General features: G+C 52.7%; 19 protein-coding genes. 8 read left to right on the top strand and 11 right to left on the bottom strand.

The genetic code is table 11. The annotated features are described in order from the left end of the window. Positions 1-60 precede the first annotated feature (60 nt). On the top strand, positions 61-1179 hold the full coding sequence (locus tag PJE062_RS09445; RefSeq protein WP_008548762.1) for a cobalt-precorrin-5B (C(1))-methyltransferase: 1119 nt from the start codon (positions 61-63) through the stop codon (positions 1177-1179). After that, complete coding sequence (locus PJE062_RS09450; protein ID WP_037036437.1) at positions 1176-1955, top strand: cobalt-precorrin-6A reductase; 780 nt, start codon at positions 1176-1178, stop codon at positions 1953-1955. Before PJE062_RS09445 ends, PJE062_RS09450 begins: the two co-directional genes overlap by 4 nt. On the opposite strand, the gene PJE062_RS09455 is transcribed toward PJE062_RS09450, so the two are convergent. Continuing rightward, entirely contained in the window at positions 1945-2502 is a 558-nt protein-coding gene (locus tag PJE062_RS09455) for a cytochrome b (RefSeq protein WP_008548704.1), read from the bottom strand. The genes PJE062_RS09450 and PJE062_RS09455 overlap by 11 nt on opposite strands. Positions 2503-2639: 137 nt before the next feature. Here PJE062_RS09455 and PJE062_RS09460 point away from each other — a divergent pair, with 137 nt between their 5' ends. Together PJE062_RS09460 and PJE062_RS09465 are read left to right on the top strand one after the other, a co-directional pair. Then, positions 2640-3467, top strand: coding sequence for a RibD family protein (locus tag PJE062_RS09460; protein ID WP_008548781.1), 828 nt, complete (start codon positions 2640-2642; stop codon positions 3465-3467). A gap of 84 nt (positions 3468-3551) precedes the next feature. Further along, positions 3552-4121, top strand: coding sequence for an NUDIX domain-containing protein (locus PJE062_RS09465; protein WP_008548552.1), 570 nt, complete (start codon positions 3552-3554; stop codon positions 4119-4121). Between the two features lie 32 nt (positions 4122-4153). On the opposite strand, the gene PJE062_RS09470 is transcribed toward PJE062_RS09465, so the two are convergent. The 4 genes from PJE062_RS09470 to PJE062_RS09485 are packed head-to-tail and all read right to left on the bottom strand — an operon-like array spanning position 4154 to position 7489. Continuing rightward, positions 4154-4975, bottom strand: a complete 822-nt coding sequence (locus PJE062_RS09470; RefSeq protein ID WP_008548546.1) for a glycosyl transferase family 1 — start codon at positions 4973-4975, stop codon at positions 4154-4156. Beyond that, entirely contained in the window at positions 4972-6081 is a 1110-nt protein-coding gene (locus PJE062_RS09475; RefSeq protein ID WP_208982231.1) for a glycosyltransferase family 4 protein, read from the bottom strand. Before PJE062_RS09475 ends, PJE062_RS09470 begins: the two co-directional genes overlap by 4 nt. Then, positions 6074-6493 (bottom strand): 6-carboxytetrahydropterin synthase, encoded by a 420-nt coding sequence (locus PJE062_RS09480; protein WP_008548247.1) that lies wholly within the window; start codon positions 6491-6493, stop codon positions 6074-6076. Before PJE062_RS09480 ends, PJE062_RS09475 begins: the two co-directional genes overlap by 8 nt. Before the next feature lie 18 nt (positions 6494-6511). Further along, a complete protein-coding gene (locus tag PJE062_RS09485) occupies positions 6512-7489 on the bottom strand; it encodes a zinc-binding alcohol dehydrogenase (protein ID WP_008548647.1) in 978 nt (325 codons plus the stop codon). A 114-nt stretch (positions 7490-7603) separates the two neighbouring features. Here PJE062_RS09485 and mdoH point away from each other — a divergent pair, with 114 nt between their 5' ends. Continuing rightward, entirely contained in the window at positions 7604-9478 is a 1875-nt protein-coding gene (mdoH, locus tag PJE062_RS09490) for a glucans biosynthesis glucosyltransferase MdoH (RefSeq protein ID WP_008548195.1), read from the top strand. Between the two features lie 108 nt (positions 9479-9586). On the opposite strand, the gene PJE062_RS09495 is transcribed toward mdoH, so the two are convergent. Together PJE062_RS09495 and PJE062_RS09500 are read right to left on the bottom strand one after the other, a co-directional pair. Further along, complete coding sequence (locus tag PJE062_RS09495; RefSeq protein WP_008548616.1) at positions 9587-10738, bottom strand: OpgC family protein; 1152 nt, start codon at positions 10736-10738, stop codon at positions 9587-9589. 100 nt (positions 10739-10838) lie between these two features. Further along, complete coding sequence (locus PJE062_RS09500) at positions 10839-12224, bottom strand: tetratricopeptide repeat protein (protein ID WP_008548388.1); 1386 nt, start codon at positions 12222-12224, stop codon at positions 10839-10841. Between the two features lie 467 nt (positions 12225-12691). On the opposite strand from PJE062_RS09500, the gene PJE062_RS09505 reads away from it, so the two are divergent. Further along, entirely contained in the window at positions 12692-13897 is a 1206-nt protein-coding gene (locus PJE062_RS09505) for a YeeE/YedE family protein (RefSeq protein WP_157039108.1), read from the top strand. 113 nt (positions 13898-14010) lie between these two features. After that, on the top strand, positions 14011-14535 hold the full coding sequence (locus tag PJE062_RS09510) for a DUF302 domain-containing protein (protein ID WP_008548580.1): 525 nt from the start codon (positions 14011-14013) through the stop codon (positions 14533-14535). A gap of 20 nt (positions 14536-14555) precedes the next feature. Here the strand turns inward: PJE062_RS09510 and PJE062_RS09515 are convergent, their stop codons facing one another. From PJE062_RS09515 to PJE062_RS09530, 4 genes are all read right to left on the bottom strand, one after another. Further along, complete coding sequence (locus PJE062_RS09515) at positions 14556-16193, bottom strand: thiamine pyrophosphate-binding protein (protein WP_008548224.1); 1638 nt, start codon at positions 16191-16193, stop codon at positions 14556-14558. Between the two features lie 2 nt (positions 16194-16195). Next, on the bottom strand, positions 16196-17482 hold the full coding sequence (locus tag PJE062_RS09520) for a CaiB/BaiF CoA-transferase family protein (RefSeq protein WP_008548349.1): 1287 nt from the start codon (positions 17480-17482) through the stop codon (positions 16196-16198). 197 nt (positions 17483-17679) lie between these two features. Continuing rightward, a complete protein-coding gene (locus PJE062_RS09525; RefSeq protein WP_208608941.1) occupies positions 17680-18510 on the bottom strand; it encodes a PHB depolymerase family esterase in 831 nt (276 codons plus the stop codon). A 160-nt stretch (positions 18511-18670) separates the two neighbouring features. Next, complete coding sequence (locus tag PJE062_RS09530) at positions 18671-19456, bottom strand: potassium channel family protein (RefSeq protein WP_008548223.1); 786 nt, start codon at positions 19454-19456, stop codon at positions 18671-18673. Positions 19457-19687: 231 nt separating this feature from the next. Here PJE062_RS09530 and PJE062_RS09535 point away from each other — a divergent pair, with 231 nt between their 5' ends. After that, positions 19688-20617 (top strand): SDR family NAD(P)-dependent oxidoreductase, encoded by a 930-nt coding sequence (locus PJE062_RS09535; protein WP_008548354.1) that lies wholly within the window; start codon positions 19688-19690, stop codon positions 20615-20617. Positions 20618-20680: the final 63 nt, after the last annotated feature.

Consider the following 20680-nt stretch of genomic DNA (forward strand, 5'->3'; position numbering starts at 1 on the left):
CCAATTGGAAGTCCAAAGCCTTCTGCTTGGTATCTCCCGCTAAATCTGTATAGTCGCCACATGGCTGAAACCGGGCAGAAAAAACTGAGAACAGGGTGGACAACTGGTGCCTGCGCAACGGCCGCAGCCAAGGCAGCCTATGCTGCTTTGTTGTCGGGTGAGTTCCCTGATCCGGTCACCATTATGCTGCCTCGCGGAGAGCAACCTGCCTTCGCTCTGGCTTTCGAAAAGCTGGAAGAAAACGCAGCAACAGCAGCCATCATCAAAGACGCTGGAGACGACCCGGATGTCACGCACGGAGCCTGTATTCAGGTCACTGTAAGGCCCAACGCCCAAGCCAACGGAATCCGTTTCCTTGCCGGTGCTGGCGTAGGCACTGTCACAAAGCCGGGCTTGCCAATCCCGGTCGGTGAACCCGCAATCAATCCTGTCCCACGCCAGATGATCACCAGTGAACTGCAAAAACTAGCGGATGCTTATGGAGTTTCAATGGCTGTTGATGTCGAGATCTCGATCCAAAACGGTGAGGAACTCGCGCAAAAAACCATGAACCCACGGCTCGGCATTGTCGGCGGCCTCTCAGTTCTTGGAACGACAGGTATCGTCCGTCCCTTCTCTTGTGCAGCCTGGATCGCCTCAATCCATCGCGGAGTTGATGTTGCACGTGCCACTGGCCTCACCCATGTTGCCGCTGCAACAGGTGCCACATCTGAAGATGTCCTGCGCGCTTACTACCCAAATCTGCCGGAGCAGGCTTATCTCGATATGGGAGATTTCGCTGGCGGCCTCTTGAAGTATCTGCGCGCGCACCCGGTCCCCAAACTGACGATCTCCGGCGGCATAGCAAAGCTGACAAAATTCGCCCAAGGCGCCATGGACCTTCACTCAGCCCGATCTGCTGTAGATTTCACCGCTCTGGCCGATGTGCTGCAACAAGCTGGTGCTTCCGACGCGCTTCTTAAAGAAACCAGAGAAGCAAGACTCGTCTCATACGTCGCTCAGCAAGCAGCAAAAGAGGGGCTTCAAATCGGAGAAGCCATAGCTCTGCGTGCACAAACAGCAGCTTTGAACATCCTCCGTGGAGCTCCAGTGAGTGTCGAGATTATCGTGGTTGATCGACAAGGTCAGGTTCAAGGCCACGCGCCAGCCAACGAACCCCTTCAACTGGAGCAGTCATGATGCTCAAGAAACCGAAAGTCCTCGTGCTCGCCGGTACAAAAGATGCGCGGAAACTGGTTGAGGCTCTCGTTGCCACTTCAAAATATGAACTCATCGCCTCGCTTGCAGGCGTGACACGTAACCCAGCAGATCTAATGGCACCAACCAGAACCGGAGGCTTTGGTGGTGCAGAAGGATTGGCAGAGTTTCTTCGAACTCAGAACATAGCAGCGGTAATCAACGCAACCCACCCGTATGCTGCCCAGATGTCTCAAAATGCGGTTGAGGCAACAACACGTCTTTCCCTACCATTGATACGGTTTGAGCGTGCGCCGTGGAAACAGGAAACAGACGATAACTGGCAGTTTGCTGGGACTGTTGAAGCAGCTCTGAAGTTGGTTCCTCCAGATAAAAAAGTCTTCTTCGCAGCAAGTTCAAAAGTGACTGTACCGCTTAAAAACCGTCCGGATCTTACCTTCATCATCCGCACTCTCAACATACCAACGCAAACCAACGCCTTAAAAAACGCAAACTACATCGAAGGCCTGCCAAACAGCGACTGGCAAGCAGAGGCTAAGCTGTTTCAAGAGTTGCAGGTCGATTGGCTCATCAGTAAAAACAGTGGTGGATCAGCATCTTATGGAAAAATCAAGGCTGCACGAGAGCTGGGCTTACCTGTCGCCATGATCAAGCGCCCTGAGCACAATGGTGGCGTAAAGTGCTCTTCCATTGATGAAGCCCTGAATGCTCTGCGAATGTGCGTTGGCACAGAGCAAACAACCTCGATCAGTTCTTAGGCTTCTGATAGGGCGCCGTGGTCATGCGCTCAATGATGCCGTCTTTTGCGATCAGCCAGTGATAAAATGCGCCAAGCACATGCAAGGCAATAAGCCAAGCAAAAACAACGCCAACGGTGGCATGAAAGTCCAGAATACCCTCTGCATTCGGACGATCCTGCGGCACTAAGCTGGGCAGATCAAACAAGCCGAAGAATGGAATAGGTGCACCGTAGAGAGAAAGCCCAATCCATCCGAGAATGGGATTGACGATCAACACCAAATAAAGCAACCCATGCACCGACCGTGAAACAATCCGCAGTGCCGGCGAAAGGGAGGCAGGCGGTGGAGGTGCTGGCGTAATCCAGTGCTGCAACAGACGCAGAACCACCAGCAAAAACAACAGTATACCGATGCTCTTGTGGTAGAAGTAAAGCGTGTTCTGAAGAGCGCCCGGCCCAAGATCGGTCATAACCAGACCCATCGGAACCATGATGAAAACCAGAATGGCGACGATCCAATGATAAGTCTTCGCCATGGCAGAATATCCGGCAACTTGATGGGCCATGTTCTGTTCTCCTGATAATCCCAGAGGTTCCTCTAGAGCCCCTGCAATCTCCTGATCGACAGATTAATCAAGGTTCGTTACCACTAGGCTAACCTCAGGTGAGGTGGGCTGTGAACTCGGTAAAACAAGGGGGCTTGATGGACAGGGGCCATACAACGCCAACACATCTGCAAGAACAAGTGAACGGCTCTCAGCTGACCTGCGAAAAGCCACAAGCTCAGTCGCCGGGTATCTTGTCTCCGGAAGAATGGCAGGAGGTTTTAGCCGCGTCCGTTGAAAGGCGTGCACCAGATCTGCAAGGTTACGGCAGTGTGTTCGCACCTTTGTGCCAAGCACAAAAACAGTTTGTTATCGGCCAGTTAGGTCAGTCTGTTGATGGCCGGATTGCTACTGTAACGGGCGACTCCAATTATGTGAGTTGCTCAGAGGCTCTGATCCACCTTCATAGATTACGTGCCCTATGTGATGCAGTGGTTGTTGGAGTTGGCACTGCTGTAGCAGACAATCCTCAGCTCACCGTCAGACATGTTAGTGGACGTCATCCTGCCCGAATTGTCATCGACCCTTATGGCCGGATGCCAAGAGACAGCACTTTGCTTCAGGATAACAGCACCCGCCGTATCGTGATCACACGAACGGATGCGCACGCTCGTTATCCGGAAGGCGTTGAATGCTTCCAGCTCCAGCCAGATGCAAAAGGCCGCCTGTCCTGCGCTGAAATCCGCCATGCCTTGCGTGAGTTCCGCTGCATTCTGGTGGAGGGTGGAGCATGGACACTCTCTCGCTTCATCGAGCTGAAAATGATCGATCGCCTGCACCTCATGATCGCCCCATTGATCATTGGATCCGGCCCACGTGGCCTGCAACTCCCAGCCATCGACTATCTGGCTCAAGCAATCCGACCAGACGTGACATGGCACCTACTCGGCGTTGATATGCTTGCTGATCTGAGCCTAAACAACTAACACCTGCTTTAGGCGGAAAAGCATTTCCTTTCGCCAGAAAGTGCACTTATAAACTTGCGTGAATCTCCGAATAAGGACGCACGCATGCCAGAGCTCATCAGACGCACCTCTCTTCTCGAAGTTAAAGGGCAGATTGAAGAAGTTGAGGTTTGTGTTGTCCATGAAGATGGTCGGGAACACATCACCACAGATCCGGTTTGGGTTTACGGCGATTCCATCGCAGTGCTGGCGTATGATCCCACTGCGAAGACTGTGCTGTTGGTCAAACAGCTGCGTGTGGCGCCTTACATCATGGAAGAAGAGATCATCTTGGAAGCCTGTGCTGGCGGGATTGAGATCAGCGATCTCTCCATTGAAGAAGCCTGCAAGCGAGAAGCGCAGGAAGAGCTGGGCTGTCAGCTGACAAATCTGCAAAAAATCGCAAATGTCTTCATCAATCCGGCACGCTTGGCAGAGCGGGCGCATCTCTTCCTGGCGGAATACACCTCTGGTGATTTCAACGTCGAAAGCCGAAATCTGGATGATGATGAAGATATTGAGGTTGTTGAACTGTCCTTTGAAGAACTGCGCAGCCTCTATGATAATCAGGAAATCCGCTGCCCACGCCTCTTCATGCTTACACAAGCACTGCTTCTAAAAAGCATTGGAATCTAAAGCTAATCAATATTGCCACCGCTTCTGTGCTGTTAGAGCGGTGGAAGGCCTACAATATCAACGTGACCAACCTGCAACTGCGATTTACCTTTTCCGATAGCAGTCAGGCGATAGTCCAGCCAATCATCAACAATACTGTCAGGAACGCCGATCTCCCGCGCAGCCTCAGCCCATCCCTTAATCAACTCAAGCTGCAGTTCATCTTCCTCTGGCTTACAGATCCAGTCCGATCGTCCTGTGAAACAGGTGTAGCCTGCCTTCAGCAACCGTTCGTGCGCATGGAACCCACCCAACGGTCCGAGAGCTGAACCAAACCCTTTATCAGTTGCTTGATGCTGGTTGAAAGCTCGCTGAATGAGCCGATCTGTTGGGTGATGCGGCTGGCTAAGCAATATCCCGTTGTAAGACAACCCAGCAAGAAAAGGCAGCTTCAACTGTCGCATACGCGCTACGAAACTATCCAGCCAATGCGCACTCACCAGATCAAGGAAGGCTGATGTGACAACGCCGTGATGGCCTTCAAGAACTTCCAGTGAGCCTGCGTCAGTCAGCTCACAGAGGTCAGTTCTGGTACGGGTCTGAGGGAAAGGAGGAGGTGTATCCTTCGCAACCTTCAGCAGTTCAGGGTCGTTATCAATCAGCAGCCAGATCTGCTCCCTGTTCGGCCCGATATGCTCAGCCAAATCCTGCAGAAAAGATCCAGTCCCCGCAGCAACATCAATCAGCTTGAGAGGCCCGTCCTTGGGGGCATGCTCCACCAACCAATTGCAGAATTTCTGCATAATGTCTTTGTTGCGTGCACGCCGGTCAGCTTTGCGGCGCAGTGAGAGCCACTCAGAAGAAAATCCACTCAAAGGTGAGCCTCCAATGTGCTTGCAAATGCTTTGGCGCTGTCGTTCCAATCTGGCAATGTATCCGCAGCAGCCAACGAGCCTTCGGAAAGTTTGGAACGCAGTTCTTCGTTTGTAAGCAGGGCCTTGATTGCTTTGCTTAGAGCCACTGGATCTCCTGCCCCAACATGAAAACCAGCTGTTGGCGGAACTGTAGACGCCACAGCTCCCTCGCCACTGGCAATAATCGGTAAACCAAAGCTCATCGCCTCCGCAAATGCCATTCCATACCCCTCGTAGTAGGTTGGAAGCACAAAGACATCGGCGCTCTGATAAAAATCAGTTAGCTCAGCTTTCGGGATGCCACCATGCACTCGGATACGGTCCACCAAACCGTGCCGCTTGATCTGCGTGCGCACCTGGCTCGTGTATTCAGGGTCAAACTTCGTTTCTCCAATCAGATCCAGATGCCAGTCGAGATCCTTCAGTTGTCCCAGCGCCTCAACGAGATGAAGCTGTCCTTTGCGGGGAACGAGAGACCCGACACAAAGTAACTTGCTGGTTGCAACCGGTTCTTTTGCTACTTGAACAGTTGCGGATACATCAGGACGATCAACACCTGGCAAAACGATGCTGATCTTCTCTGCAAGAACACCCATCTCAGCAACAAGCGTCTTCTGGGTTGAAGGGCTGGTGACGATGATGTGCTCTGCAAATGTCAGCGCCTCTGTCTCTGCAATCCGCAGAGTTTTTGCCAAGTCAGGCTCAATCCCGCTTTCCAGAAACAGCGGATGGTGTACCAGAGCGATCAGAGTGGAGTGCTCAGCGATCTTGCACGCAAGCTCTGGTGAACCACCCAAGGCCAGCCCATCCACGATGATTAGAGCTGAAGCTTCGATCTCATCCAGTGCATCCAGCGCCAGCTTCTTATCGCCATTTGATGGAGTAGGATAATCCCCCTCAAGACTGATGAGTGAGACTTTCCAATCGTGTTTTTGCAGCCCGCGAATGATCTCTCGATCATAGCGATAACCACCCGTTGGTGTGTTGAGGTCTCCCGGAAACACGAAGTAGCAGGATTTTTGTTGTGTTGTTGTCGCTGTTTCAAATGATGGAAGCACGTTACTCATGAGCCTCGGATGCAGTTAGTGGCGCTTCATAAGAGGCGCGGGCATTTGGATTTTCGGAGATGGTTACGCGCACTTTGCTAAGTTCGCCCGGTTCGCGGCCCAACTTATGCAGATAAGCAGCATCACACACGCGCTGGTAAATGTAGCTACACAGAAAATCGACAGTGGTGTTGCGGCCTTTGAACTGAGGCAGGTCATCTAAATTCTTGTAGTTGAACGGATGAAGGATCTCGGCAAGCACATCCAATGCGTTACCAATGTCAATTACGATCCCATTCTCATCCAATTCTTCAGCAAAAATAGCCACATGAACGTGGGCAGTCAGCCCGTGGAGCTGAGAGGCGGGACCAAAAACCTCGCCCTTCAAGCTATGCGCGATCATAATGTGATTGCTGATCTCGACTGAGTACATCTCAAAATCCTTGCAAAACTAAGAGTAAACAATGGGTTGGCAAAGAGTATCCTTCTTGCCGGAAAGTACATCCTTCAGATCATGTGGGGCTTTCTCAAACTCGATGGCTGGAGCAAGCAATGTATCCAGCACCTCATCCTTCAGCAGAGAAATAGCAGCTTCCATCCGCCTGCGATGCGTCCAGCGTGGCCGCATGACAGGAGCGACCTGCCCCACCTGCGAGGAGACAAGGCTCAGGCGCTGGCTGTGAAAGCTACCGCCAAGTACCAGGCCAGATGGGCGTGAACCGTACCAGGAAGCCTCCACAATCTTGGCTTCTCTGCCTGCGATACGAATAGCTGTGTTGAGGCCAGACTCAGACGCACTGCAATGCACCACAACATCTTGATTTTCTGGCGCAACTTCGGGCAGAGCGAAATCGCAGGAGAACTCATCTGCAATGTCCTGCCGCTTTGGGTTCACATCGATCATGGTCACCTGCACACCCGCAATACGGGCGCACAAATACCCAACCAGAGAGCCAACAGTCCCGGTCCCAACAACAGCAACGCGGGAGCAAGGCAGAATACCCGCGTCCCAGATGATGTTGAGCGCAGTCTCCATATTGGCAGCCAATGTTGCTCGTGTACTCGGTAAATTCTCTGGAATAGGGTAGAGCGCTTCAGCGGAAAGCAGGAAATTACTTTGATGCGGATAGAGGGAAAACACCCGTTGGCCTGCTCTCAAATCACCTGTTGTTTCAGCCACTTCGGAAACGTTTGCATACCCGTACTTAACGGGGAACGGAAAGGTGCCTTCCTGAAATGGCGCAGTCATCCGCTCGCGCTCGCTCACCGGCACATCACCGCTGAAAACGATGGCCTCCGTACCCCGGCTGATCGCAGAAGCGTGGGTTTTTAAGTAAACACGGTTACCAGATGATTTAGAGAGTTTTTCCTCTCTTATTTCAATGGTTTGAGGCGCAGTATACCAAAGCGCTCTGGCTATCTCAGACAAGAAACCCGCTCCCCGGATCGCTAAACTTTCACAAATATACTCTAGGGAAACGTGAACAAAGGAAACTAGCAGAAATGTAGGTCCCTCTAAAAACAATAATAATTTGGGTAGGACATGACAAAACAATCACGGGTTCCTGAAGAGAACGCCCACACTCGTCTTGTTGACCAGCTGCTCTCCACCAACATCATCGACAAGCATCAGGAAAATAAGCGCTTATACCGGCGCAGACTGATCTTTGGAGGGCTTGTTCTCACCACTTTGGCAGCGCTCACCACCATCATGGTTCTGACGCTGTTCTCCAGTGGTTTTGCCCTTTCAAAAGTCGTGATGCTTCTCGCATTTCTGGTAACCTTACCGTGGCTCATTATTGGCTTTTGGCATGCAGTCATCGGTTTGGTGCTGATGAGGTTCTCCTCAAATCCCACTGCACAAGTCTACGCCGGAACGCCTCTCGGTACGCTGGACCTGAAAAAGCCGTTACAGAACAAGCAAACTGCCTTGCTTTCATGCGTGCGAAACGAGGATTCGCCTGAGGTCGCAGCCAAGCTGGAAGCAATGTTGCAGGATCTGGATCGTCTGGAGCAGCTGAATGGCTTCTCCCTGTACATCCTGAGTGACAGCAACGACCCCGATCATATCCGGCAGGAAATGAGAGAGTTCTCTCTTCTCAGAGCACGTTGGCAAAATCGCATCGATGTTCTCTACCGCAGAAGAGAAATAAACACCGGCTTCAAAGCAGGGAATGTCGAGGATTTCTGCCGCAACTGGGGTGATCGGCACGAGTACGCCATCACGTTGGATGCCGACAGTTTCCTTTCCGCAGAAGCTCTATGTCATCTTGTGAGCAAGATGAATGTGAACCCGCGTTTGGGCATCTTGCAAACACTGGTACTGGGCCTATCGACCAACTCCTTCTTCACCCGCGTCTTCCAATGGGGCATGCGTCTCGGCATGCGCTCTTACACCCTGGGTGCTGCTTGGTGGCAAGGCTCTTCCGGTCCGTATTGGGGGCACAACGCAATCTTCCGCATCAAGCCGTTCACACAGCACTGTCTGTTGGAACCTCTTCCGGGGACGGATGCTTTGAGCGGCCCAATCCTGAGCCATGACCAAGTCGAAGCCGCCATGATGGCAAATGCAGGCTATGAAGTCCGCGTTTGGCCTGTTGAAGGCGGCAGCTACGAGGAAAACCCGCCGCATCTGATTGAGTTTATCCGCAGAGACTTGCGCTGGTGCCACGGAAACCTGCAGTACTTCAAGCTGCTTCGTGAGCCGGGCTTTAAACTGCTAGGCCGCATTCAGCTTGCCTTGGCGATCCTGATGTTCATCGGCTCGCCTGCATGGCTTACCTTCATAGCGATGGCGATTATTACTGCATCTATCGCAGCACCCGGGACAATGCCGTTTGATCCATTCTATGGCACCATCCTGATCATAACCGTTATGAGTATGGTGTTTGCGCCCAAACTGGCAACGCTGGCCCACGTGCTCACAGTTCGCAGTGAACGCAAGGAATATGGCGGTTTTCTCTCAGTGTTCATCAGTGCATTCTTTGAGCTGGTTTACTCCATGCTTCTGGCACCTGTTATGGCAATCGCGCACAGCATCTTCATTGCCCAGCTGTTTGCTGGCCGAAAAACCCAATGGGGCGGGCAGGCACGACAGCCGCACGGCATTCCGTTGGTTCTTGCAGCCAAGAAGTTCTGGCCACAAACGCTTTTCGGTCTGTGTGGCGTCATTTGGATGATGGACTACTTATTGGCCGATACATGGCTCTTGCTGCCAGTAATCCTTGGGCCATTGCTGACCGTCCCGTTTGCGATGATCACGTCAAAACCAGTGCTTGGCATGTACTTCAAACATTCAGGTCTTTGGGCTCTGCCAGAAGAGAAGAAAACACCGCTTGAGCTACAAGGCCTCAGCAAGGAGCAGCGTAGGGTTGAGATGGAACTAGCCAAAGCAAACAGGGCGGCGGCTACACGATGAAAGCTCTGCCTGAGTAAGGAACCTCAGGCATTCCAACAAAAAAGCCGATTGCGTTTGATGAGCTCACGCAATCGGCTCTTCTTTTTCTATGCTGAAAAGCAAGATCTATTAGGAAGCAGGCTTTTCCTTTGGCTTTCTCCAAGGTTCACCCTTGAACCACGCAACTGTGTAAGCAACGGCGATCAGACCAGCGAAACCAAGAAGGTTCGCCAAAATACCACCAGAGATGGTGCCCTTCAGGCCAAGCTCATCGCGGAAGATTGCAAGGCCCTGCGCGAGGATAAGGCTGGCGAGGAATACAGCCAGAGACTGCTGCCCAACCTTCTTGATCACGCGAACAACTTTGCCACCAAAACCACCCATGAGCAGGCGGTGTCCGCCTTCACCAACAGCCACCCAGGCCACATAAGCAAGAGCGAGGAAGTGGATGTAGCGCAGGATACCCATCTCAGACTTCACGGTAAGATCACTGATATCATTCGCAATTCGGCGAAGCTCAGGCACTTCATTGAGAATGCGGAAGTAAGCGAACGGAATTGTCAGAATGATAATCGAAGCACTCAGGAACAACAGGCGTTTCTTGACTGGTGGTGCTGGAATCCAGCCTTTGATGAAAGCAAAGCCGGTAAAGAACAGCAGCTGCCAAGCAAACGGATTAAAGAACCAACGACGATCTGACCAAGGCTCAGCTGGAAAGTCGACCAGCCTGAAAGTTGCAATCAACCAGAAAGCAGCAATGATCGCAGCAACCGCTCCACGGCCAACCTTGTAATACGCAACCATAATCACTGGCAGCATCGCAAGGATCACCAGATACATCGGCAGAATATCAAAGTAGTTTGGCACGTAGGTCAGCGTCAGCAGGCCTGGAAGCTGGAAGATTGGATCTTCAAAGAAGTGCCAGAGGTTCAGCTTGCCTACATAGTCATCACTGGTCCAGCCGTTGATTTGCAGGAAAGCAAGCATGCCTGCAACTGCAAGGAACAAGCAGATATGCGCCCAGTAAACTTGCCAGACGCGGAAGAGCACGCGAGCACTTCCCATAGCAAGGCCATGCAGTTCAAACACGCGACCAAATGCGATAGCTGAGGCCATTCCGGAGCAGAACACAAATATCTCGGTAGCATCGGAAAAGCCGAAACGAGCCGGAATCCAAAGAGCCCACCCGTTTGCAGGCAGGTGGGCTATAAAGATGATGAACATTGCGATGCCTCGGAAGAAGTCGAGGCGAGGATCTCTTTGGCGGCTTGCCGTTTTCATAGGTGTCGGCGGTATATTGTGTTTGTTCACGGTGTCTCTGAAACTAAAAACTATAAGTCGTAAAATGCAGCTCCGAAATCCCCCGAAGCTGCACCTTCAATTATCCCATGCGGAATCGCAGGTGTTCACTTTGCATAAGGTCAGTGGCTTCCATCATACGGGTCGCCTGAGCCATGCGGGTTTCGCCATAGGTGTCTGAGCCACCTCTCAGGCGGGTGCGCTCATCAATCATGCGTTTTGCTTCCTGACAAAGGCCAGCACGCAAGGCAGCTTCAATCGTGATGCGTTCAAACACATCGCGCTGAGCATGGCTGCCGCCAACTGTACGAAGCAGCGGACGTGCCTCTGCAAGGTGATGATAAGCGCTGAAGTAGTTGCCGTTCTTGAACTGCATCAGGCCGGAAGCTGTTGGAGAACCGGCGACTTTGGTCACATGCCCCATCTCATTGATGTCTTCTTCACCAAAGGTGCGCATGCGAGCCAAAAGACGGTCAGATGACTGACGGCGGTTATCGCCCAGCAGAGCCAGCATGTAGTGCAAGTCAGCGAAAACATTGCAGGAATCGTCGATACGCTTCTCACTGATACTCGCCAGTTCTTCCCAGCGGTGCCCAACCTTGATGCCCTCAAGCTCAAGGCGAACCAGCATGGAAGCAGCGTTGGAGATATCGCGGTAATCGTCAGTGTGATCCTTGCGGAATTTCTGGTCATAGAGCTCGAAAACGCGCTCCACATTGCCACGGTCCAGATGCAACAAGGCAAGGTGCCACCAGACGTGATAGCCAAAGTTGTTGCAGTGTTCCCAGGCCTGTGGCTGGTCGTCGAGCCATCTGATGCCTTCTTCGGTCTTGCCGGTCATGTCCAGCACGTGAGCGACTGCGTGCAGGCCCCAGGCATCGTCATTTTGAAGCGCGACAGCTTCTTTACCAATGCGTTCGGCTCTCTCAAAATCGCCGCTTTCTTCAAGCGCGAAGGAGTAACAGCCGTGAACGTAACCCTTGGCAACGTGGTCTTCTTCGTAAGCGCCAATCACACCTTCAATGGAGGAGCGCATACGGGATGGCTGGCCAAGCACAAAGCGAATGGCGTGTACCAGCTTGAGAGTAAGAGCATCGCGTGGGTATTTAAGAAGCATTTCGTCAAGGCGATCAGCAGCTTTGCTTGGGGCGCCCTGAAGCCAATCGTTCAAAGCTTCAACAACAGCTTCTTCACGATCTGTAATCTGAGTATCTCTGCGGCACTTGTCTGCAATTGCGTAAGCTTCAAAAGCAGTTGCCGTCATTTCGCGTCTGCCAAGCAGAAGGCAGAACAGGCCACGAGCGGCCTGAGCCAGCGCAAAATCTGGATCAGCCTCCAGTGTTTTCGCAAGATGCTCCGGCGTTGCTGCACTATGTGCGAGGAACGCAAGAATAGTGTTGTTCCAGTGTGTTAATGCACCCTTATCGGAGAGTGTTACCGCGTATTCGAACTGGTCATCAATGCGCATGGATGCGACCCGTGGTTAGGGCGACCGGTAATTCGTGCAATGTGCAAATGCTCATGAGATAAGCCATTGGGTTCACATTGCTAACGACACAGGTCTGCCAGGAAATCTGTTGATCAGAACCCTTTCAAAACTGGCGATGACGTTCAACACACAAAAAGGTGTTTAATATCAGCAAGCTTTGTTTATGTAGAAAATATAGTTCAACCTCATGAAGAAATAGAAAACACCATTCTAATGAGTAAGAAAAAATATGCGGCAAATAGAAGCTCTCTTGTAAAATCCTACTATTATTAATAGTGATAATAAGTAAGATTTTAGATATTTGGCTCTATTATACCTGTATTTTATTACCCTTTGATAATCTTCTGTTTGCTGGTTAAAATAGTGTTCACTGCTTCTTGATTTTCTAGTTAGCCTCCACTGTGCAATGTCATTGCCCCAAGAGAGACTAAGTACGTGGCGAATTCATGGCGGATACCGGTAGCTATCAACAAACTAATATCGATCAACAGATTCAGTCCCCACAAACATTAATCGTCATTGGGGCGCTGATGGCTTTGGCGGTGGTTGCCGTGTTGGGACTGGAAAACAGCGGCTGGCGCGTCTTCGGAGCTGCGCTGATAGGGGCACTGGCAGGCCTTGCTTTGTACCACACCAGCTTTGGATTTACCGCTGCCTGGCGCCGGATTGTTACCCAGCGAAGAGGGCAGGGGCTACGCGCTCAATTCCTGCTTATCTCATTGGTTTGCTTGATAAGTTTCCCACTTCTCCAATACGGATCAGACATCGGCTTACCAACCGGGGGCTTCGTGTTTCCCTTCGGTGTTGGAGCCGCCGTTGGCGCCTTCATTTTCGGCATCGGAATGCAACTTGGTGGTGGGTGTGGATCAGGCACTTTGTTCACTGTTGGAGGTGGCTCATCCCGCATGGTGATCACCCTTGCCTTCTTCGTTTTAGGCAGTGTGATCGCGACAGCGCACCTTCCGTTCTGGAATTCTCTTCCAAGATTACCGGCATTTTCGCTTGTGCGCGGTTTTGGGGTGGTCCCCGCGCTGATGATCACGATTCTGCCGCTCATCGCCTTTGCGATATTCTCGGTGTTTATTGAGAAAAAACAATGGGGTGAGTTAGAGAAACCCCGCAAGACGACTGGTTTTTTACAGGGGCAGTGGGGCTATGTTCTGGGTGCGTTGATATTGGCGTTGGTTTGCGTTCTTACGTTCATTGTGCTGCGCCGACCATGGGGTGTTACCTCCGGCTTTGCACTCTGGGGCGCAAAGTTTTTCTACGCAGTTGGCATCCCGGTAGAGACTTGGCCCTACTGGAAATGGCAGGTCGCAGCAATTGAAAGATCGGTTTTCGCAGATTCAACATCGGTCATGAACTTCGGCATCGTGCTGGGAGCTCTGATCGCTGCTGGACTGGCTGGCAAGTTCAATCCGGTGAAGAAGATCAACCTCAGAGATGCTGGTACCGCGATTGTCGGTGGCCTGATGCTCGGTTACGGCGCACGCCTCGCTTACGGGTGCAACATCGGGGCCTACCTTGGGGGGATAACCTCAGGTTCCATACATGGCTGGTTATGGCTTGTTTTTGCCTTCGCCGGCTCCATGGTCGGAACCCGTGTCCGTCATTTGATCGGCATGGATCCGGCGCCCGTTACTGCAAAGTGACAGCTGAGCTCTGCATACGACTAAAACTGGGCCTATTAAAATCGAGGGAGGCTGAACAACAGCCTGTTCAACTCCCGCTTTTAAACTCATTTCATTACGAGAAGGATTGAACCATGAAAATTCTGACGGGTGTGCTTGGCTTTGTTGGAACATTGATGTTCGTTATGGCCGCCTTTCAACCATCACAAGCTCAAATCACAACAGAACAAGCGCAGCAGGGGAAGGTCCTTCCGCGCAATGGCTGGCGTGTTATCGAAACTACCAAGGCAATCGACGAACTGCTGGATTCGCTCAAGAAAGCTATTCGTGAGGAAGACATGCTGCTGGTCAGCATGGCGAGTGCATCCCGTGGTGCCAAAGCCAACGGCTTCGAAATCCCCGGCAACTACGTCATCGGCGTGTTCCGCAATGACTTCGCCCGCCGCATGCTGGCAGCCAGCGTACAGGCCGGCATTGAGGCCCCTATCCGGTTTTATCTGACGGAAAATCCAGATGGGTCCGCAACGCTCTCATGGAAGACACCAAGCTTCGTCTTCCAGCCATATCGGGACACTGCATCTGAGGATTTGGTCTCGCTGAGCGAGGAGCTGGACGTGGTCTTCCAGCGTATTGCAGACCGTGCCACAGGCAACACCTGAGGCACGATCAACTGCATATTCTATAGCTTGCCGTCGTAGGCTCTGCGGTCGATGCGGCAAGCAAGAACAGTGAAGGTGTCGCGTTCCAGCGCTGCCTTCGCTTCCTTTTTCAGGCTCTCTGCATCATCCACCCAAACACCATGACCGCCGTAAGCATCTGCAAGGGCAGGGAAGTTGGTGGCGGAAAAGTCTACGCCCAGATTAGGGTTCTGGTTGGCACGCTGTTTCAGCTCAATCAGAGACAGGCTTTCATCAACCAGCACGCAGACAATAAACGGCACCTGCATGTCACGCAAAACGGCCAGGTCACCAAGCCCCATCTCAAGGCCAGCATCACCAACAAACACGACAACTGGATCTTCCGGCTTGGCCATCTTATGCCCGATGCCAAGCGGCAACGCGCAAGCCATTGTACAAAGCGCAGAACTCTGCAGCATGGTGCGTGGGTAGAGGCTCTCCCAGATCTGGCTCACCAGAATACGATGCGCGCCGCTGTCAGCTGTGGCCACAGTGGTATCCGGCAGGGCTTCACGAAGGCCGTGGAACACAGTCGCCGGACCCCAGCCACTCTCTTCCGCAGCAAAGTCTGCCTTCAGCTTGTCTTTGGCAGGTGCGATCCGGTCACGAAGCCAGTCACTCTCCTCAGGAACAACACCAGTCTCATCTTCTGGTGTGAGTGAAAGCAGGGTCGGCTTGATGTCACCTTCCAGCGTATGGCTCACATGGTGCATGCCATGGCTGCGCAGCACAGGTGTGAGTTCAATCACTGAAGTGTCTTCACTCCATGGATTACGCCAGTTCACACGCATCTCAATTGGGTCATACCCGATCAGCACAACAAGATCAGCATCCGCCAGCAATGGCATCAGGCTCTTGTCGGCTTTTGGCGAAAGGCCAGCTCCACCAAGCGAAAGCTTATGGTTCTCTGGGATGAGTCCCTTGCCCTTGTAGCTGGTGATCAGCGGGATCTGATAGGCCTCACAGAAAGCCTCGATCTCGTTGCCAGCATCCACGTTGACCGCATCAACCCCAGCAATCGCAATAGGGCGCTGCGCTGAGCCCAGCAGATCACGTGCCTGCTCCAGTACATCACCAAATGGCAGTTGGGCAGCACGAACACCGTAGTTCGGCGCCTTCTGTGTTTCAGTGCTTTCGCTTTCTGCGACAGAGATCGGTACGTCAATGTGCACGGGGCCCGGCTGACCGGACATGGCAATGGAAATCGCCTTGTCCATCATGGCGTTCAACGCACCTGCGGAGGCTTTGAAGCTGGCCTTCACGATTGGGCGCAGCAACTGCTGATGGTCCATCACCTGGTGGGTGTAGGTCTCAGCCTCAGCTGCATCCACACACCCTGTCAGGAAGATCATCGGAACACGATCCTGAAAAGCATTGGCCACCACGTTGACCGCATTGGTCACACCCGGGCCAAGCGTTGCCAACAGAACAACAGGTGCATCTGTGCCTTGGCGGGCAAGGCCATGCCATGCACCTTCAGCCATGAAACCACCTGCGTTTTCATGCTTCACCAGATTGAACTTCAATCCGGCAAGGTTGAGCGCATCCATAAGGGCCAGAACTTCGCCACCCGGAATACCGAAGGCATACTGGCTACCGGCCTGATGCAGTTTTTGAGCAATAAGATCAGCACCGCGCATAATTATGAATCTCCCAGTGACACGACACCGCGAGCTGCGAGATCGTCAATTTCTTCTCTAGTTTTTTGCAGATATTTGGTGAGCACTTCAAGGCTGTCCTCACCAAGGGTCGGCGGCGCTTTCCGGTATGTAACCGGCGTCTTGCTGTAATTGATCGGGTTACCTATCAGGCTGACCTGACCATCTTCAGATTGCTTATGTGGCAGAGAAATCTTCATGCCACGATGCAGGATCTGCGGATCACTAAAGACACCGGCCAGATCATTCACCGGCCCACACGGAACACCAACAGCTTCAAGCTCATCTGTCCAATGCTGAGCGCCTTGCTTTATCGTGAACTGGCGCAGCAACGGCACCAACTCTGAGCGGTTGCGCACACGGTCGGCATTGGTTGCAAAGCGTGGATCAGTGCTCAGTTCCGGACAACCCAGAACCTCACAGAAACGCTGGTACTGCGCGTCGTTGCCAACAGCCACCATGAAGTCCTTGTCAGAGGCCGGGAAGGTCTCATAAGGCACGATGGTCGGGTGTGCATTACCAAGCCGTTTTGGGATGTTGCCATCCGTCAGATAAGAAAGGCCCTGATTGATCAGCCAGGCCACCTGACAGTCGAGCAAGGAAATGTCGATGTGTTGACCTTCACCGGTCTTCTCACGGTGATGCAGAGCCGCCAGAATAGCGTTGCAGGCGTACATGCCACACATCACATCAGCAATGCCAACACCAATCTTGGTTGGGCTACCACCTTCCTCCTCAGGGAGGCCCGTGATGCTCATAATCCCGCCCATGGCTTGGATCAGCGCATCATAGCCTGCACGATGAGAATAAGGACCTGTCTGGCCAAAACCGGTGATGGAGCAATAAATCAGGCGATCATTTTTCGCGCGCAGATCATCATAACCCAGCCCTTTGCGGGCAAGGTCACCAACCTTGAAGTTCTCGATAACCACATCGGCGGTCGCCGCCAACTCCTTCAGCATCTCCACGCCTTCTTCGGAGCGCATGTCGATGCCAAGTGAATGCTTGTTGCGGTTGGAGCTGAGGTAATAGGCGCTCTCGCCAGTGTCGGCCCCGTCTTTGCCTTTCAGGAAAGGAGGGCCCCACTTGCGGGTATCATCACCGCGCTGCGGGTGTTCAATCTTGATGATCTCAGCGCCCATGTCACCCAGCAGCTGGGTGCAGGTTGGGCCTGCCAGAATGCGGGAAAGGTCAAGCACCACAAGGCCATCCAGTGGCCCTTTGGCGTTGTTGGAAGAGTGGTGCTGTTCACCGTCTCGTTGAGAATTCAAACCGTCTAATCCATTGGTATTGAGGCAAGATTGGCCGCAAATGGAGGGTGACTGACCCTGTCACATGCAGCAATCCAGCAAATTTTGGAGAGACGTTAGAGCACTCGGAAAAGGCCCACCACAACAAACTGGAAAATCACACAGTATCGTGATGACCCGTGAAATTTACAGTTTCCAGCGTGATGGACCTGTGGGTTTTACCAGTGCTTGGTGTTGGCAAGATCAAGCCATGCACGGCGGATCCAGTTGGCTTTCATGGAGTGGCCACCATCATGAAGGCAAAGCTCCAGCTTCTCACCTTCAGCAGACCACACATCACACTCCAGCTCACCCGCAGTGATGGACGTTGGCTCAGTACCATAAAGACCAGCCTGCCGCTTCCACACATCCAGACTGTCAAACACATCAGACTGACGCCAGTTCGCGCCAATGGCCCGGCCCACCATCGGAACGGTTTTATCTTCAACACCGTGCGTGTGGTACAGGTTGGTCAATGGAGACGGACATTTCTCTGGAATAGGATCCCAGAAGGCACCGGCAATCGGAGCAAAACCGGCATAGTTTTCGCCTTTATAGCAGGCCAGATTCCAAACCATGGAGCCGCCCATGGAAAAGCCGGAAAGCAGGATCTTCTCACGATCAATCGGGAAACGATCGGAAACGTCTGCCAACAACTCATCGAAGAACTTGAACTCGTTGCGATCCTGACTTGGGGAGCCCGGATAAGACCAGGAACCGCCAACGCCCTGCGGCACGATCAAAGCCACGCCAAGCTCGTTTGCAAGGTTGCGCAGAGCCTTGTTCTCAATGGCGCGATCAGCTTTGCCCTTCCACCCGTGTAGGTAGATTATGGCGCCAATCTGTTCATCGGAGGCAGGAGAATCCGGAAGTGCAATATAGTATTCACCGCTCTCAACTTCACACGGCGCTGTCACGCCACAGGTCGCTTCCTCAGCCATACTTGCATTGGGAACCAACCCTGAAATAACCACAGTAGCAAACGTAATCGCACTTGTAATAAGGCTCATGCCCATTCCACTTCTTGCCGGTTTCTCGGATCGAACTCTTTGAAATTCATGGCTAAATCCACGAATTGCCGAGATTAATTTTGATTATGCTAACATACGCCTCAAGGGCGGTCTTACTCTCAAAAATGATGCCGTCATTTACGGCTTACCGCGAAAGGGCCTACTGCCATTCCCCTTCCGTGGGAATGTGCAAGGTATTGCCGCAATGCTTGCAGTGAACGGCGTCATTATCGTGACGATTAAGGCCACAATCAGGACAGGCGTATTTGACTTTCGACGGACGGAAAATGGTCTGGATCAGCCGTAAAAACAGCGCCACGCCAAACACCATAATAACGATCGTAATCCCGCGGCCCATCGTATCCGTCATGGTGATGTCGCCATAACCAGTCGTCGTCAGCGTGGTGACGGTAAAGTACAGCGCGTCCATGTAGGAGTTGATGTCCGGGTTCAGCTGCGCCTCGATCACATAAACAACCGCGCTCACCATAAACACGAAAACCATCAGGTTCAGGGCTGAGTTGATGATCTCTTCATGCTCTTTGAACCACGAGAACGTTTCCCGCAAATCCTTCACCACATGATAGGAGCGCAGCAACCGTAGCATGCGGATCACCCGCAGGAAGCCAAGGTTCTCGATAAATGCCTCTGCAAACAGCGAAAGGATCACAATCAGATCCGCAAGCGCCGTGCTGTCAAACGCCGCTCTGAAGGGCCGCAGGGCAATCGCGAGGCGGAAGCCATAATCAACCAGCAGAATGAAGCCGATAGCCCAGTCCAGTCGTGGGTAGCTTTCCAACTGTGGAAGCGTGGCAGAAAGCACGAAGTAGAGGATCGTCACCACATCGAACATCAACAGCCCGATGCGCCAGGAACGCGCTGCGGTGGTCTGCCCGAAATAGAGACGTCGCAAAGCGCCCCTGAAATCGGTTATTGCTTCCTGCATAAATCTAAATCCCCTAATCCCGACGTGATGCCCGATCAAAATCTACTAGCAAATCTGGGGTTTTCTGCAAAGTCACTCAAGATCCCGGCGCAAAAACTTTCGTGTGAACTGCAACCGCAGACGTTCCGCTAAGGCTGGCGGCCAAGTGGCAAGTAAACCCTTACGTTTTCCCTCAGTGAGTTTATCGAAAAATTCTGCAACTGATTAAAGGGTTTCTGCTCTACTTCCGGCATGAAAAAAGCCAAGGCCATTCCGGTGCCGCCACCTCCCGGGTATTTGGAGGAATGGCGGGCAACCAACAACACCTGTCTGGTAACGGGCGCAACGGATGGCATCGGCAGGGCACTTGCAATCCGACTGGCAGATGCTGGCCAAAGTCTGGTCCTCGTAGGTCGTTCTAAGGATAAATTGAGATCCGTCCTCAAGGAGGTCGGCGAAGCTGGCCCTAATCGCTCCCATCGCAGCTTTGTTGCAGACCTCTCGCTCATCTCCGAGGTGGATCGCCTCGCCAACGAGATACAGCAAAAGCTGCCAGACCTGAGCCGTGTTGTCCTCTGCGCCAGCGAAATCCCTGGCTTTCACGGCATCACAAAAGAGGGGATTGAGGCAGGCTTTGCTGTCATCTACCTCAGCCGGTTCCAACTCCTCAACAAACTCACATCTCTGCTGAAGAAGCAGAAAGCACCCCGTGTCGTCTCTTTCGCCAGCCCTGCCACCCGGTTTGAGCTGCCCAACATGACGTTGCTCAACAATTCGGATTGTAACCTCAGCAACTGGGAACGTCGCAAGGCCCACACCAACTGCAACCTTCTCTTCCTTGCAGAAATCGCAGAGCAGCTGAAAGACACCGAGATCTGCATCAACGCCTTTGGCCCCGGTCTTGTCCTCACCAAACAGATACAGGGCTACAGCGCAGCAAGGCGCTTCTGGCTGGGCATGAAGAGCTCATTGGTCGGTAAGTCCGCGCCTTACGCAGCACTGCCAGCCATGCACATGCTGCTCTCGCAGGATTTTGCGGAGAAGACCGGCGGCTTCTACGAATGCGGTACCAAATACCCACCAGACAAGCATTTTCTGGATGCTGAAACGCGGCGCATGTTCTGGGAAGACACCCAACAGCTTGTACAACTGGCACAGGCGAGTGAGTGTAAAAACACCTAGAAACCGCTTTTTGTGACAGCGGTCACGGGCTTTCCCTCACGAAAGTGAGAGGAGAACTTCACT

The organism is Pseudovibrio sp. JE062 (assembly GCF_000156235.1).
GTDB lineage: Bacteria > Pseudomonadota > Alphaproteobacteria > Rhizobiales > Stappiaceae > Pseudovibrio.